Raw genomic sequence first — 13477 nt, forward strand, 5'->3', positions numbered from 1 at the left:
GGGTTTACACATGGCCTACTCTACAGCTACAGCGTCAACCACGACAAAATCAGCGCAAACGCAGCAACACCCTATTAGCTTATACCTCAAAGTTTGGCTATTACTGTTCGTACTCAGCTCATTGTCATACATGGTGGATTATTTTCATTTAGAAGGGCTGCTAAGGTGGAGCTTAATTCTCATATTCATGACCCTGAAAGCTGGCCTTATCGCGAGCGTTTTCATGCACATGCGTTGGGAGCGACTGGCATTGGTCTATACGATTTTTTTACCACCGCTCGCCTTATTGGTGTTAATTGCGCTAATGGCAAGTGAAGCCGATTACATCTTCCAGCTCAGGGAGGTTTTCTTCAGTCAAGAAAGCCATCAATAACAGTATAGCGCCAGCCGATACTGGCGCTATCGAACTAAATCAGCCTAACACTTTTTGCAGGTAAGCCATCGATAGCCTCTCTGCGGAATGATTATGCTTAACGCTTTCAACGTTTGCGCGTAATTCTCGGTATATTTCTACGCAGTTATACATCGCCTGACCCAACGATTGTGCGTTATTAGTCGCGATGGTCTTTTCAAGTTGACGGGCAAAACTTGGAATAACATTTTCGATTTTTCGCACCCCTGCAGGCGTTTCACCAGCCTGCACCAATGCCATCGGTGAAAGCGCATTTTGGCGCAGGAACGAAATAAACTCTAAGGTTTCAAAGTATTCACCACGTGCAATTTTCGTTGCTGCGTAATGTACCCAAATCCAAAACCTGTCTTCAATCCACTGCGGGTTTGGCTGTGGGTAGCTCGACGCTGATTGCTCAAGCACATCAGATAAGCAAGTACCTCGCTGCCATAGCACGATAGGATCATCGACACGTTGCGCAGCATCTGGCAATGCCACAAACTTGTAATCGACATGAACAATATCGTCCCCATCGTACAGCGCTATGACCAAGCGGGGCTCACCAACATGCTCACCGGTGAAATGTGCGACCATGCCTTCAACTTGATTAACTATGATACTTCTTGATGCCATGACATCATCAAATGCTACAGGGTCAACGGCAATGACTAAGTCTAAGTCACTGTATTTGTCCATAGTATTTGAAGCAAAGGAACCAGCAGCAGCCACGCCAACAAAGCGCTTGTCTGCTGAAAGCATTGCAATAATTTTGTCTAATAATTCACGGTGCACACAAGGCAACGAAGTCGGATATTTCATATTTTACCTATAACAATGGGGTGAGAATTGCGAATGCAATTAATGCGGTAAAATCAACGCAGCATTACAGAATATAACCAGAGCTTAAAAACTTCAATACTTAAAAAGCCCTCATCATAACGACAAGGGCTGCAGCCTAAACGATCGCTTATCAATCAATGGTTAAGGCAAGGTATACATTGTTTTGTCCCAACGGTTGTGTAGGGAAACCAACCAACGAGGGGGAGACTTACCTGTTCCCGCAGGTTTAAGTTTGTCATGTGCCAGAGTGACATTGGCGAGCGTCAGTTCCTGCTCTGGCTCAACATCAACCATTAAAACATGGCGCCCAGATTTAAGTACATGTTTGAAGCGGCGAAATTGATAATGCAATTCCTGAAAGCCGAATAACCCCCCTTCCCAAGTAATAAAACCTAACATAACAATCGACAACATCACGAAGGGCAACCAGCCAACAGTCTCTGTGACTCCTGAGACATAAGCAAAAAACAAGACTAAGGCGGCAGTAATAAAACCAATAACCGCACCAATTTCCATAGAATGTACAACATCATTACGCATGAACGATTTCACTGGGTGAAGGTGATGATGGCTGGCAACCTCGGCATCCTTGTCTGAGAGCACATGAATTTGCGGAGCCGTAATACCGCTTAACTCCAATTCATATTCCACAAGCTCTAGGTCGTCTAAGTCATCGCTAATGTAAAAAACCCGAACCATAGCGGACTCCTAACATTTCGATTTGACGAGTTGTAATTCAATTCTAATACAAGCTAGAGAATCAGCATGAATTTCCATACATAACTCAGCTTTACACTGTACTGACACAGTACAAATGCCGGTGAGTATAATGCGCGTCTAAATCCCTGAATGAACAGATCCCGAAATGAAAAAGTATCCTTTGCTTGCAGCCCTTTTAACAACGCTTTTTCTTAGCGGCTGCCAACTAACTCATATTGAAGGTGAGGTAGATGGTGTGAATATTAAAGCCAGCACCAAAGAGTCAAATAACAGCAACGGTAATTTCTGCCCTCCAGGTCAAGCGAAGAAAGGCAACTGCTAATCCCAATACAGGGCTTGCAAAGGTTGGCTTATTCATTCGCGATATCAACTTGCATAGCGGTAAACATCGAGTCCGCTTGGATCGATATCCGTCGTTTTATTACTCATAATATCAGCCAGTAACCTTGCCGAACCGCACGCCATGGTCCAACCCAATGTGCCATGGCCCGTATTCGTAAACAGGTTAGTGAATGATGTCTTTCCCACGACCGGTGTACCATCCGGTGTCATTGGCCGTAGCCCTGTCCAATATTCTGCCTGTTTAAGATCACCACCGTCCGGGAACAAATCGCGGATCACCATCGCAATCGTCGCTTTGCGCTTTTTAGCCAAACTTAAATCAAATCCCGCTAACTCAGCGGTACCAGCCACTCGGATCCTATCGTTAAAACGCGTCATTGCGACTTTATATGTTTCATCCATCACGGTAGACACCGGCGCAGCATTGCCATCAGCAATTGGCATGGTTAGCGAGTAGCCTTTAACCGGATATACGGGTAACTGAATACCCACTTGCGTGAGGAGCTGGGTTGAATAACTGCCCGTCGCGACAACATAGGCATCGGCCTTTAGCTCTCCTCGAGATGTCTGTACCGATATCAGCTTATTACCCTGATGGTTAAGCTGCTCAATGGAAGTATCGAATAAGAACTTCACACCAGCCTGTTTGGCAAGTTGGGTCAATTGCTGGCAGAACAAGTAGCAATCACCCGTTTCGTCATCGGGCAACTGTAGGCCACCCACCAACTTGTCTTGGACCCTTGCAAGTGCGGGTTCGGCTGCGATACAGCCAGCCACATCAAGCTCCTGATAACGCGTACCGCTTATTGACAAAACGTTGATATCTTTTGCTACCGCATCAAGCTGTGCCTGAGTACGGAACACTTGTAGCGTGCCCTTTTGCCGGCCGTCATAATTCAATGCATGCCGCTGACGTAAATCATATAAGCACTCACGGCTATAATTGGCGATCCGCAGCATTCTTTCTTTGTTAGTTTGGTATTGTGACTGGGTACAGTTAGCCAGCATTTTACTGGCCCAAAGGTACAGTTCTGGCGAGACCGATGGCTTTATTTTTAACGGCGCATGTTTTTGCATTAACCATTTCATGGCTTTCAGCGGGATTCCCGGTGCTGCCCAAGGCGAAGAATAGCCATAAGAAATTTGCCCAGCATTGGCAAAACTGGTTTCTTCACCACTTCTCGGCTGACGATCGATCACGGTGACATCATGGCCAGCCTGCTTGAGATACCATGCCGATGTCAGGCCTATCACTCCGCTTCCCAGTACAATCACTTCCATCTACTTTCTCCAGCGCTCGCACTTGGCGCCCTTTGTTATTGTGAGTCGTTATACAGAGCAGAATGCGGCATTTACATTTCCCTAACAATCGATAAGAATTAATACCTGTGTTTAGATTAACTAAACACTCACCACATTTGGTTCATCAAAAAGGAAGACTGATGAAAAGCAGTACACTGGCCGGTTTGGCAACCTTCGAAGTCGTCGCGAGGTTTGGTAGCCTCACCCAAGCCGCCAAACAGCTTCACCTAACAACGGGTGCGTTAAGCCAGCAGATCAAGCAGCTTGAGCAACGGTTACAGTTATCTTTATTTGAACGCCACTCCCGTGGACTGACCCTAACGGATAATGGCACTGCGCTGTATCAGGTCGTTAGCCAAAGTATTGAAGATATTGAAGCGGTGTTGGTAAGCCTGCAACAACCTGCCGACAATAAAGAGGTTCGCCTTAAGCTAACGCCCTCTTTTGCTTATAAGTGGCTGGTGCCTAAATTGCACGACTTTTACCGCCAGTATCCAGACATCAAGGTACTGACTTTTGCCGACGGGGCGCTAGTCGATCATCATGATGCCAGTTTCGATTTAGTTATCGATTATTGCCGCCATAGCCAAGCAGGAAATACACAGTTGCTGATTGAAGAAACACTGCTTCCGGTCATGAGCCCTTCGTATTTACCAACGTTAGATTGGCATAACGTTGACGACTGGCAACAAGTGACGTTGCTGCATGATGCCCTCCCATGGCGCGAGGCAGACAAAAATTCAGAGTGGCAGTATTGGTTTTCAGCGATGGCAGATGCGTTGAAGGGGCAGATCACCGTCGATACGCTTCAGCAGCAAGGACATTATTTTAATCGCACCGATATGGCGATGGCGGCGGCTGAAGCTGGGCTAGGGGTTGCGATGGCGCGTAGCGCATTGATACAAGAAGACATCCGGAATGGCAGGCTGATTTCACCGTTCTCGCCGATTTCGGCCAATGCCGGTTATTATTTGTTTCAAAAGCGCTCTACACCTTCTATTGACTGCTTTTGTCGATGGCTAACCAAGCAGTCTAGCTAGCCATCCAAGCTTGGATATACTCACTAATAGCACGACGCCAAAAGGCAATCGCATATTCAGCGATACATCGCATTGGTTTCCCCTCGTTAACCTTTTCACTAGAAGTTATGGATATTATCTAAATTATAACGACGCTCTTGCTCTATTTCGCTTTCAAGCCAACGGGAAAAAGCCTGAAACTTAGGTCGGTGCTGCGATCCCTCAGAACAAACCAAATCGTAACCAAGTCCGGTATTAATGGCTTTAAAGGGCGCAACAAGTTCTCCGCTACTTAAAAATGGAAGCACAAAACGCAAGCGTCCCATGGCAACCCCCATTGATTGACGTGCGGCAGCAATTTCGAGTTCATATTGATTAAAAGTGTACTTGCGCTGGGTACAATTTAACTCAACGCCGCTATGATCTAACCACTGCTGCCAAATGAGTGAGAGTTCACCATGGATAAAATTCACATCCCTTAATGCTTCAACTGAGCCATCAAGTAAACCAAATTTCTTCGCGTATTCAGGTGAGCATGTCGGCAGCCTTCGTTCATCAAAAAGCCGATAACTATAGCTGTCCACATAGTTTCCTCGACTATAAAAAATAGCAGCATCAAGCGGCTCGTTCTTAAACTCTCCCCGATAGCCTTTTACTTCGATGCGAATATTCAAGTTCGGATATAACTGCTGAAAACGGTCAAGTTTAGGCATCAACCAACTGGCGGCAAAAGACGGTGACGTGCCTATATATAATTCGCCGGTCAATTCATTACTACGAATATCATCAAGTTCATTAAAGATGTTCTCGAATGACTGATTCAACGTCATTAATAACCGTTCACCTTCAGGTGTTAATTCCATACGGCGAGTCAATCGAACAAACAGCGGAAAACCTAGCTGCTTCTCCAAGTTTTTGATCCTATGGCTCACAGCGCCCTGTGTAAGGTGTAACTCAACGGCGGCCTTGGTAAAACTTAAATGCCGAGCGACCACACTGAAAGAATGCATATTTGCTAATAGCTGCTGTTTTCGTTCCATCTTTCTTACGCATTAATAATTTTAATAGATTGTACGTAATATTTCGTTTGTCTGCCTTGCTTTTTTTGAATTAAATAGCGCCATCACGATAAAGTTCAAACCAGTTTAAATCGATAAATTGGCCACCAAGTTACGCCTTTAAAAGTTTCTAATCATTGCAAAATAACAAGGATAAACATGAATATACTGGGTTATCTACAAAAAGTTGGTAAGGCGCTCATGGTGCCAGTCGCCACCCTACCAGCAGCAGCCATTCTGATGGGGATCGGCTACTGGATGGATCCTGTTGGGTGGGGCTCAGAAAGTGTCGTTGCAGCCTTACTTATTAAATCAGGTGCAGCCATCATTGATAACATGGCCATTTTATTTGCTATTGGTGTAGCCTTTGGTTTGAGTAAAGACAAAAGTGGTGCTGCTGCATTATCAGGATTTGTCTGCTTTACGGTTCTCACCACATTATTATCGCCAGCTGTTGTCGCCCAGCTTCAGGGTGTTACATTAGAAAATGTACCAGACGCTTTCGGTAAAATATCAAATCAGTTTATCGGTATTTTAGTGGGTATTGTCTCGGCTGAAATCTACAACCGCTTCCATACTGTTGAACTGCCAAAAGCTTTAGCCTTCTTCAGTGGTAAGCGTTTAGTACCTATCCTGACATCCATTGCTGGTATTTTACTCGCAACAGTACTGCTTTACGTTTGGCCAGTCATTTATGACGCCCTCATTGCCTTTGGTACTCAACTTGAATCAATGGGCGCTATCGGTGCAGGACTATTCGGTTTCTTCAACCGCTTAACCCTAACGATTGGCATGCACCATGCGCTTTATCCTGTATTCTGGTTTGATGTGGTTGGTATTAACGATATCCCGAACTTCCTTGGCGGCGCACAGTCTATCGAAAATGGCACGGCGATTATCGGTCAAACCGGTATGTACCAAGCCGGTTTCTTCCCAATCATGATGTTTGGTTTACCAGGTGCAGCACTCGCTATCTACCGCTGTGCAGACAAGAAGAACAAAGATAAAGTCTTTTCTATCATGCTGGCAGCAGCAATGGCATCGTTCTTCACTGGTATTACTGAACCGCTTGAATTCAGCTTCATGTTTGTGGCACCGGTACTGTACTTAATCCACGCCGTGCTAACGGGTATTTCAATGTACATTGCGGCGAGCATGCAATGGATGGCGGGCTTTGGTTTCTCTGCGGGCTTCGTTGACTTAGTGCTATCAAGCCAGAACCCACTTGCAACCAAATGGTACATGTTGATCCCTCAAGGCCTTGTCTTCTTTACGCTTTACTACACACTTTTCACCGTCACTATCAAGAAATTCAACTTGATGACCCCTGGGCGCGGTGAAGATAAGAGCGTTGATAGTGAAGAAGGGAACATTGGTGAGCTAGCAAACGCCTACATTAAAGCGATTGGCGGCAAAGAGAATATCCTTGAAGTCGACAACTGTATTACACGCCTACGTCTAACGGTAAAAGACTCATCAATTGCTGATAAAGCTGCCATGAAAGCGCTTGGTGCAGCTGGTGTTGTACAGCTTGGCTCTGGTGGTTTGCAAGTTATTATCGGGCTGGGTAAAGTTGATAAAGTTGCAGCCGAAATGAAAAACATCCTTAGCTAAGACACTCTTAGCCTAACGATCCCCCGAGAGCGAAATGCTCAAGTAACGCATAGCGACCTACTGTAAGCATGATCAGAACCCATTATGGTCATGCTTACAGTTTCCCCCCGCTAAGCATTACGTGTTTCGCTCTCACCCCTCACCAGCTAATGAACAGCATAGTGGCAATATATTTTGTATATCCGAAGCGTTAAACACCACGCCACGGTGGTTCATAAAGTTTGAATCTATACGGTTCAAGTCTAAGGCCTGACCGTAAATATCGCTCACACTCATGTCTTCTGCAGCAGTTGCTATGGCCGCCGTAGCGGAAAAGTCCCACAAACTACCACCACCTTTACTGGCTTTGGGTAACTTCAGATAACACGCTGGACGCTGTTCCATTACCCCAATCGCATTCATCACTGCACCAAATTGGCTTTGTACTTTTACCTCGGCATAGCCTTTATCACGAGCAAGTTGTGTGAGTTTATCTTTCAAATCAATATATCGAGGATCAGATAAAAAACTGCGGTCAACAAACAAGGTGAACACGTCCTTGTTCGCTGGTAAACGCCAAGGCTGACCATTCTTCAATAATTGTGGGGCTTGCTGATAATGAACAGCTTGGTATAAATCATTGTTAATAGGGTTGAGCACGACACCCAATATAGACTTACCCGAACGAGCAACTAAAGCAATCGACACTGCATACCCTGATGTACCCTCAATAAATGGCAATGTGCCATCTAACGGATCGATGCACCAGAAGTAATCACACTGGTGGCGAAGATGTTGCTCCGCATACTCTTCACTGGCATTTTCTTCCGACAATACCGCGAAGCCATAACGCTCTGTCATCGGTTTTAATGTTTCAAGGATCAAAGCTTGGCTATCAAGATCAACTTGGGTCACAACCTGTGAACTTAAGCTTGCACCTGCACTTTTTGTATCAACATGCAGTAAGCGCCGATCAAATTGGCGAATATAATTGCCAGCCTGTCGAGCTGCACCTGTGGCGACGTCAAGCAGCTCATCAATTTGTTGTTCTGAAAACACCACCTCTAACGCCGCAGATTCAAATGCCATTGAGCTATCTCTCTTTTTTCTCTAGTTGTTCAAGCGCACGCTGAGTCAGCGATTCTGTATACGGGTTGATCTTCCAGTGATCTGGGCTCCAGCCTTTTACAAATCGTTGGAAATCAGCCCAAGCGACACAATAGAGCGGACGCCAAACATGCTCGATATCGTGACTATCTAGATGAGGGTGATACTTGACCAATGCCTGTTTGAGTTGAGCGAAATAATGATCAAGGTAGTTTTCAATCACTGACTCCGACTCATTAAAACTCAGTACGCTACTTAGCAACAAGATCACATCTTTCATACCGCAGCCTTTTCCGACGTATTGAAAGTCGACGGCTGCGGCAGAGCAATGGCCTGGGGTAAAACAAAAGTTTGCCAATTTAGCATCACCATGTACCAACGTTTGGTACTTACACTGGTTCAGGGTGGTATCTATCGCCTTGGCTACCGACTTCAGCGCGTGATCCTGTAACGCATTGAGTTCATCTGGTCGTGTGGCTAAATGCCAATACGTACCAGTAGTCCATAACCCGTTAGGCTCTGTGTCCATATGCTGGCCATGAAAGTAGCCTAGCCATGACAAGCAAGCAAATACAGCGGTTTGATTGGCTTGCTTAAGTACCTGTGTATAGCCACATGTCGACAAATCTTCCAGAATTAATAGGATTTCATTATCGTGATGCTCAACAAAAAGGCACTCCGGTACAGGGCATAATTGATCACAACTATTGGCATAATCACGATACCAATTTACTTCTGCATGGTAAGAATCCAATTTACGCTGGTGGGAAAGCGATGTATTCCAGCCTCGAGGGTGAAATTTTGGTTGCGGTAACTTTATATGTTTTACGATAACAGACGAATATTGGCAGCCGGTAAGGTAGGCTCGAAACAACTCACCATAACCTCCCCACAAGGGTTGAATTATGTCGGTACGCTCAATGCGTTGTGCTGCAACTACTGATGCCACTTTATCTAATACAACCTTAGGAATCGTCATCATTTTCTCAATATCAATTCGATAGCGATATTGTGCCAGAAGCATGGGAGAGATTCGAATACGCTGTTTTCCACCGCCATACAAGAAAGCATGGTTCATTTTTACTGACTAGTGAATTTTGTATATCAGTATTAATATTTGAATATTAATTACGATAAGGTAATCACGATGGCGAGCACAAAGGGTATCAATTGGCCAAACTACTACCACCCTAAAAATGCGCAAATACATGTCATTAATGAGGCGAATATTCCTGCGCAAGCAGATGCGGTTTGGGCTTGTCTTATTCATGCGCCTTACTGGCCAACGTGGAGCAACTGTAAAACGTCAGTTCAAGTGCTTAATGGTGACGGCATTGAATTAACCAAAGGTTCTATTTTCCGATGGAACACCACAAGAATGAACTTTGACTGTACCGTAGTGGAATATATTCCATATGAAAGAATTGCATGGCGTGGAAAGTGTGGCGATGTTGACATGTATCATGCGTGGCTGCTAGAACCCGCATCCAATGGGGTTAATATCATCACTGAAACCACACAGCGCGGCGGCCTAACTTGGCTGACTAAATATTTCACCCCGAAAAGTATCACAAAACACCACCAAAAATGGCTAGAAGAGCTTCGCAGGCAATCAAAGTAAATCAGTCTCAATATATAAATATTCGTCCCAAATTAGTCTAGCCTTAAGCTGGAATTCTCTTATTCCTCACCAAACCACGACGAACATTTTTACAAAGCTTACCAAAACTATACAGCTCATCAAACGTGGGTGGGTTACCTCTATCAATTTGATGTTGCCAGTACGACAAATCGCTATCGACCAGTTCCATTAGTTTTTTTGGACACCCAAGGCAGCTATTATCCGGCCCACAGACGAAGGTATCTGCCTGATATAAAGGAAATTCAAGCTTTACGGCATCAATGATCTGCTGCATAGCGGTAATTCTGTCTGGTTTTTGAGTCATAGAAATTGGCTTGAAAAATTACGAGAAGGAGATTGTAAGCTCAATTTTTGTAAAAACAATGCCAAAAAAGGATATTTTAACGTGTGTAAATAGCACCTACGTATCGTTCAAAACTGCGTGGAGTATAGTGCCAAACCATCTACAAGAGGGGGAGGATAGTTAAATAGATAGATAAAAATGGAATTATGAATAATAGAGCCAAATAGATGCGACCATAAGAATGTAGGTCGCACCTTAAGATGCTATAGCAGAGCGTAAATTATGAGATAAAGTCTACCTGACCATTCGATATGTTATACATCGCCCCTACGATTTTGATTTTGCCCTCGGCTTCAAGCTCGCGCAATGTATTACTTTCTGCTCTGATATTTTCCACCGTCATCAAAACGTTCGTTTTTGCTACAGCATCAACAAAGTCGTAGTTATCCGCACTTTTTTCTCCTGCGTACTCTGTCTTCGCTATCGCGGGCTTTATCTTATCTAATAAGCCAGTTAGATTTTCGAGTTCGGCATTTGCGATCGCGCCTTGTACAGCACCACATTTTGTATGGCCAAGTACAAGCACCACTTTTGCTCCAGCAACAGCACAAGCAAATTCCATGCTTCCTAGAATATCGCTATTAGAGATATTTCCTGCTACACGGCTATTGAATACATCACCAATTCCAGAATCAAGAATAATCTCTGCTGGTGCTCGAGAATCTATACAACTTAATATTACCGCGGCAGGGTATTGTCCATGCTGGCTGGCGAGCTTTTGAGCTTTATAGTCATGCTTCAGCGCTTTGTCATTAATGAATCGGTTGTTCCCTTCTTTTAGAAAAGAAAGTACATCATCTGTTGTCATTGCATCTCGGTCTGCCTGACTAAGAGATGCAGCATAACTTACTGATGGTGCAAGTAAACTTGTTGTACCTGCTAGTGCAATGAAGCCCGCACTCGCGATCGAACCTTTTAAAATATTTCGTCTAGATTCATCGATTTTATTACAGCACATAGACAAAGTTCCTACTTATTGAAGAGTTAATCAAAATAGTACTCGAGTTTTTAATTTACGAATATTATCTTGCCTTTCAGAATGTAAACGATTGTCATTAACAGTGTGATTATGGTCTGTATTTTCATACATGTTACCATTGTTTTATCGTTATGCTTACTTTCTGAATGTGCCGGAGTGCTACGAGGGTATTACGGATTTGCATCTAGGGTTCTATATACCCTAGATGCAAAAAACCGCTGATAAATCAGCGGCTTATTCTAATGTGGCGGAGCGGTTTTGGTATAGCAGGATTTTCAAATCCCTTCCGTTGCCACTGAAACGACGAAAGCCTCGACATTTCTGTCGAGGCTTTCTAAATGTGGCGGAGAGATAGGGATTTGAACCCTAGGAGGGTCGCCCCTCGCCTGATTTCAAGTCAGGTGCTTTCGGCCACTCAGCCATCTCTCCGTATGCGGCGAATAATAGGGGGATACTGGAAAGTTGTAAAGGTTTGAAAAGTCTAAGTGGTTAGAGTTCAAACGATATTCGCACTTTTTTACCTTCGAAAAACCCTTTAGCCTCACTTTCGCAACAAATCCAAATTAGTGATAACAACTCCCCCCCCTAAAATCAAAACAACGCTTGGGCGATGGAAAAACCTTTCGCGGCTAGATTATGACTTTCACTCGACCTACATCACCACTTTCTAAACGGACTTTGATGCCATGAGGGTGATTCGGTGACTTGGTTAAGAGGTCTTTCACAACACCAGAAGTCAGTGTACCGCTACGCTGATCTTTTTTAAGTACAATTTTAACCTCTAACCCAGGATGAATATCGGCGCGATTGGTTCCACTCATTGTCTCTACCTTTCAGTCTTGATTTTTCTTGAAGGTACACTTAATAACGTATTTAGTCGAGTTGGGCTTCAACTCTCTTTTGGTAGAACGCAAATACCGCAGCCAACTTCCAATGCCCTGACTGCGATTTGTAGGCTTGAGCATTGGAATACAATATTTTTCTCGGGAATATTGTTATGAATCCACTCATTCCATAGCAAGTGAGGCGGTCTTTCCTTCATAGCGATAAATCGATGTTGGGATAACGCCTTTTCAGTCGGCATTCCCATGAGTTCGATGTAGTCTTTGTGGGCGCACAAGACTAACTCTACATCGGTAATTGGAAAGACGATATTGTCTGGCGTTGTCGTTGGTGTTGAACTGGCAGGCGAAATTGCCTACGCATTTCCTGAAAAGAAAACCGTGTTAGCTCATAACACCGGTGTGCTATTAGATGGCTTTAAAGATAAAACACGCAGAATCACACTCGACCAATTGAAAAACCTTGGTGTTGACGTTGCAAAGTCGATAGTAAAAAAATTAAAGAACAAAAAGGTAAAAGGATATAAACGCAACCCGTTAATCGCGCTTATTCCAACAGGGCAAAAAAGTGGTATTGCCGAGCTCCCTTTTGCTGTGACGACATTCAAACCGCTCATTAATATGAAACAAAAAGATCTATTTATAACAAAAGTGTACACAGCATTTGGGGCTTAAATACAGCCATAACCAGCACAAATAAGGCCGGTATAAGACTATTTCGTTGCTATGCCAGAACCCCAAAATGCGGGCTCTGGTTGCAACGCTAACTCAACAGCAGAAAACTGTTTAACCAATGAACGAAGCGCTACTGGGTATAAGTTCCATTTTTCAATATCTTCACATGGAACCCAAAAGAACTCTAAATGCGCTTCATTTGAGACTACGGCTTCTGTATTTGATAGCTGAGTGTCGACCTCAAACAACAAGTTAATTTCGGCTTGGCGCTCATCACCTTCAAACCACTCGTTCTCTGCGGCACCAATAAAACGTTCTGCTTTCCCAACAATCGAAGCCTCTTCCATGAGTTCACGCTCTAAGGCGTCCTTTGCTGGTTCAGCAAATTCAATATGACCACCGGGTAAAAATGTAATCTCGTCACCAATCGCACGCACAAGCAATACATGACCATTCGTGTGAATAACGCCACGAGCTAAATAATGAAACGCCATGATAATTCCTTCTTCTTTGTTTATACGGCAAAATTTTCTTAACGGCTAATATCAGCCTAAGCGCTACATTTTAAATAGCTTTAGCATCAGAGTGCCACTGGTAATTCATCACAAATATTAAACCTTCTGT

General features: G+C 44.2%; 17 protein-coding genes and 1 tRNA gene. 6 read left to right on the forward strand and 12 right to left on the reverse strand.

Annotated elements, in window-relative coordinates; all coding sequences use genetic code 11:
• The first annotated feature begins 10 nt into the window (after nt 1-10).
• Nucleotides 11-373, forward strand: coding sequence for a cytochrome C oxidase subunit IV family protein (locus L4D78_RS10950; protein WP_428466958.1), 363 nt, complete (start codon nt 11-13; stop codon nt 371-373).
• A gap of 39 nt (nt 374-412) precedes the next feature.
• Here L4D78_RS10950 and L4D78_RS10955 read toward each other — a convergent pair whose 3' ends face one another.
• Together L4D78_RS10955 and L4D78_RS10960 are read right to left on the reverse strand one after the other, a co-directional pair.
• Nucleotides 413-1210, reverse strand: coding sequence for an aminoglycoside 6-adenylyltransferase (locus L4D78_RS10955; RefSeq protein ID WP_428466959.1), 798 nt, complete (start codon nt 1208-1210; stop codon nt 413-415).
• Nucleotides 1211-1372: 162 nt separating this feature from the next.
• Nucleotides 1373-1930, reverse strand: a complete 558-nt coding sequence (locus L4D78_RS10960; RefSeq protein ID WP_428466960.1) for an NAD/FAD-utilizing enzyme — start codon at nt 1928-1930, stop codon at nt 1373-1375.
• Between the two features lie 166 nt (nt 1931-2096).
• Here L4D78_RS10960 and L4D78_RS10965 point away from each other — a divergent pair, with 166 nt between their 5' ends.
• Nucleotides 2097-2273: a hypothetical protein gene (locus L4D78_RS10965; RefSeq protein ID WP_428466961.1), complete on the forward strand. Its 177-nt coding sequence runs from the start codon at nt 2097-2099 to the stop codon at nt 2271-2273.
• 44 nt (nt 2274-2317) lie between these two features.
• On the opposite strand, the gene L4D78_RS10970 is transcribed toward L4D78_RS10965, so the two are convergent.
• Nucleotides 2318-3574 carry a D-amino acid dehydrogenase gene (locus L4D78_RS10970; protein ID WP_428466962.1) on the reverse strand — a complete coding sequence of 419 codons (1257 nt, stop codon included), beginning with the start codon at nt 3572-3574 and terminating at the stop codon, nt 2318-2320.
• Between the two features lie 158 nt (nt 3575-3732).
• Between L4D78_RS10970 and L4D78_RS10975 the strand changes: the two genes are divergently transcribed.
• Nucleotides 3733-4635 carry a LysR family transcriptional regulator gene (locus L4D78_RS10975; RefSeq protein ID WP_428467036.1) on the forward strand — a complete coding sequence of 301 codons (903 nt, stop codon included), beginning with the start codon at nt 3733-3735 and terminating at the stop codon, nt 4633-4635.
• Nucleotides 4636-4733: 98 nt separating this feature from the next.
• On the opposite strand, the gene L4D78_RS10980 is transcribed toward L4D78_RS10975, so the two are convergent.
• Nucleotides 4734-5654 carry a LysR substrate-binding domain-containing protein gene (locus L4D78_RS10980; RefSeq protein ID WP_428466963.1) on the reverse strand — a complete coding sequence of 307 codons (921 nt, stop codon included), beginning with the start codon at nt 5652-5654 and terminating at the stop codon, nt 4734-4736.
• 177 nt (nt 5655-5831) lie between these two features.
• Between L4D78_RS10980 and nagE the strand changes: the two genes are divergently transcribed.
• Nucleotides 5832-7286, forward strand: a complete 1455-nt coding sequence (nagE, locus tag L4D78_RS10985; protein ID WP_428466964.1) for an N-acetylglucosamine-specific PTS transporter subunit IIBC — start codon at nt 5832-5834, stop codon at nt 7284-7286.
• 132 nt (nt 7287-7418) lie between these two features.
• Here the strand turns inward: nagE and L4D78_RS10990 are convergent, their stop codons facing one another.
• Both L4D78_RS10990 and L4D78_RS10995 read right to left on the reverse strand, forming a co-directional pair.
• Nucleotides 7419-8354: a 3'(2'),5'-bisphosphate nucleotidase CysQ family protein gene (locus L4D78_RS10990; RefSeq protein ID WP_428466965.1), complete on the reverse strand. Its 936-nt coding sequence runs from the start codon at nt 8352-8354 to the stop codon at nt 7419-7421.
• 4 nt (nt 8355-8358) lie between these two features.
• Nucleotides 8359-9351, reverse strand: a complete 993-nt coding sequence (locus L4D78_RS10995) for a phosphotransferase (protein ID WP_428467037.1) — start codon at nt 9349-9351, stop codon at nt 8359-8361.
• Between the two features lie 168 nt (nt 9352-9519).
• Here L4D78_RS10995 and L4D78_RS11000 point away from each other — a divergent pair, with 168 nt between their 5' ends.
• The gene (locus L4D78_RS11000) at nt 9520-9993 is read left to right on the forward strand and encodes an SRPBCC domain-containing protein (RefSeq protein ID WP_428466966.1); all 474 of its coding nucleotides are present in this window, start codon (nt 9520-9522) and stop codon (nt 9991-9993) included.
• A gap of 43 nt (nt 9994-10036) precedes the next feature.
• Here the strand turns inward: L4D78_RS11000 and L4D78_RS11005 are convergent, their stop codons facing one another.
• From L4D78_RS11005 to L4D78_RS11025, 5 genes are all read right to left on the reverse strand, one after another.
• Nucleotides 10037-10318 (reverse strand): hypothetical protein, encoded by a 282-nt coding sequence (locus tag L4D78_RS11005; protein WP_428466967.1) that lies wholly within the window; start codon nt 10316-10318, stop codon nt 10037-10039.
• 259 nt (nt 10319-10577) lie between these two features.
• A complete protein-coding gene (locus L4D78_RS11010) occupies nt 10578-11315 on the reverse strand; it encodes a carbonic anhydrase family protein (protein WP_428466968.1) in 738 nt (245 codons plus the stop codon).
• 362 nt (nt 11316-11677) lie between these two features.
• A tRNA-Ser gene (locus tag L4D78_RS11015) sits at nt 11678-11765 on the reverse strand.
• Between the two features lie 200 nt (nt 11766-11965).
• A complete protein-coding gene (locus L4D78_RS11020; protein WP_428456270.1) occupies nt 11966-12157 on the reverse strand; it encodes a YwbE family protein in 192 nt (63 codons plus the stop codon).
• A 68-nt stretch (nt 12158-12225) separates the two neighbouring features.
• On the reverse strand, nt 12226-12456 hold the full coding sequence (locus tag L4D78_RS11025; protein ID WP_428466969.1) for a type 2 periplasmic-binding domain-containing protein: 231 nt from the start codon (nt 12454-12456) through the stop codon (nt 12226-12228).
• A gap of 34 nt (nt 12457-12490) precedes the next feature.
• Between L4D78_RS11025 and L4D78_RS11030 the strand changes: the two genes are divergently transcribed.
• Nucleotides 12491-12853 carry a hypothetical protein gene (locus L4D78_RS11030; RefSeq protein ID WP_428466970.1) on the forward strand — a complete coding sequence of 121 codons (363 nt, stop codon included), beginning with the start codon at nt 12491-12493 and terminating at the stop codon, nt 12851-12853.
• Nucleotides 12854-12891: 38 nt separating this feature from the next.
• On the opposite strand, the gene L4D78_RS11035 is transcribed toward L4D78_RS11030, so the two are convergent.
• A complete protein-coding gene (locus L4D78_RS11035) occupies nt 12892-13347 on the reverse strand; it encodes an NUDIX domain-containing protein (protein ID WP_428466971.1) in 456 nt (151 codons plus the stop codon).
• Between the last annotated feature and the right edge of the window lie 130 nt (nt 13348-13477).

The organism is Photobacterium minamisatsumaniensis, from assembly GCF_050336695.1.
GTDB classification, from domain to species: domain Bacteria; phylum Pseudomonadota; class Gammaproteobacteria; order Enterobacterales; family Vibrionaceae; genus Photobacterium; species Photobacterium minamisatsumaniensis.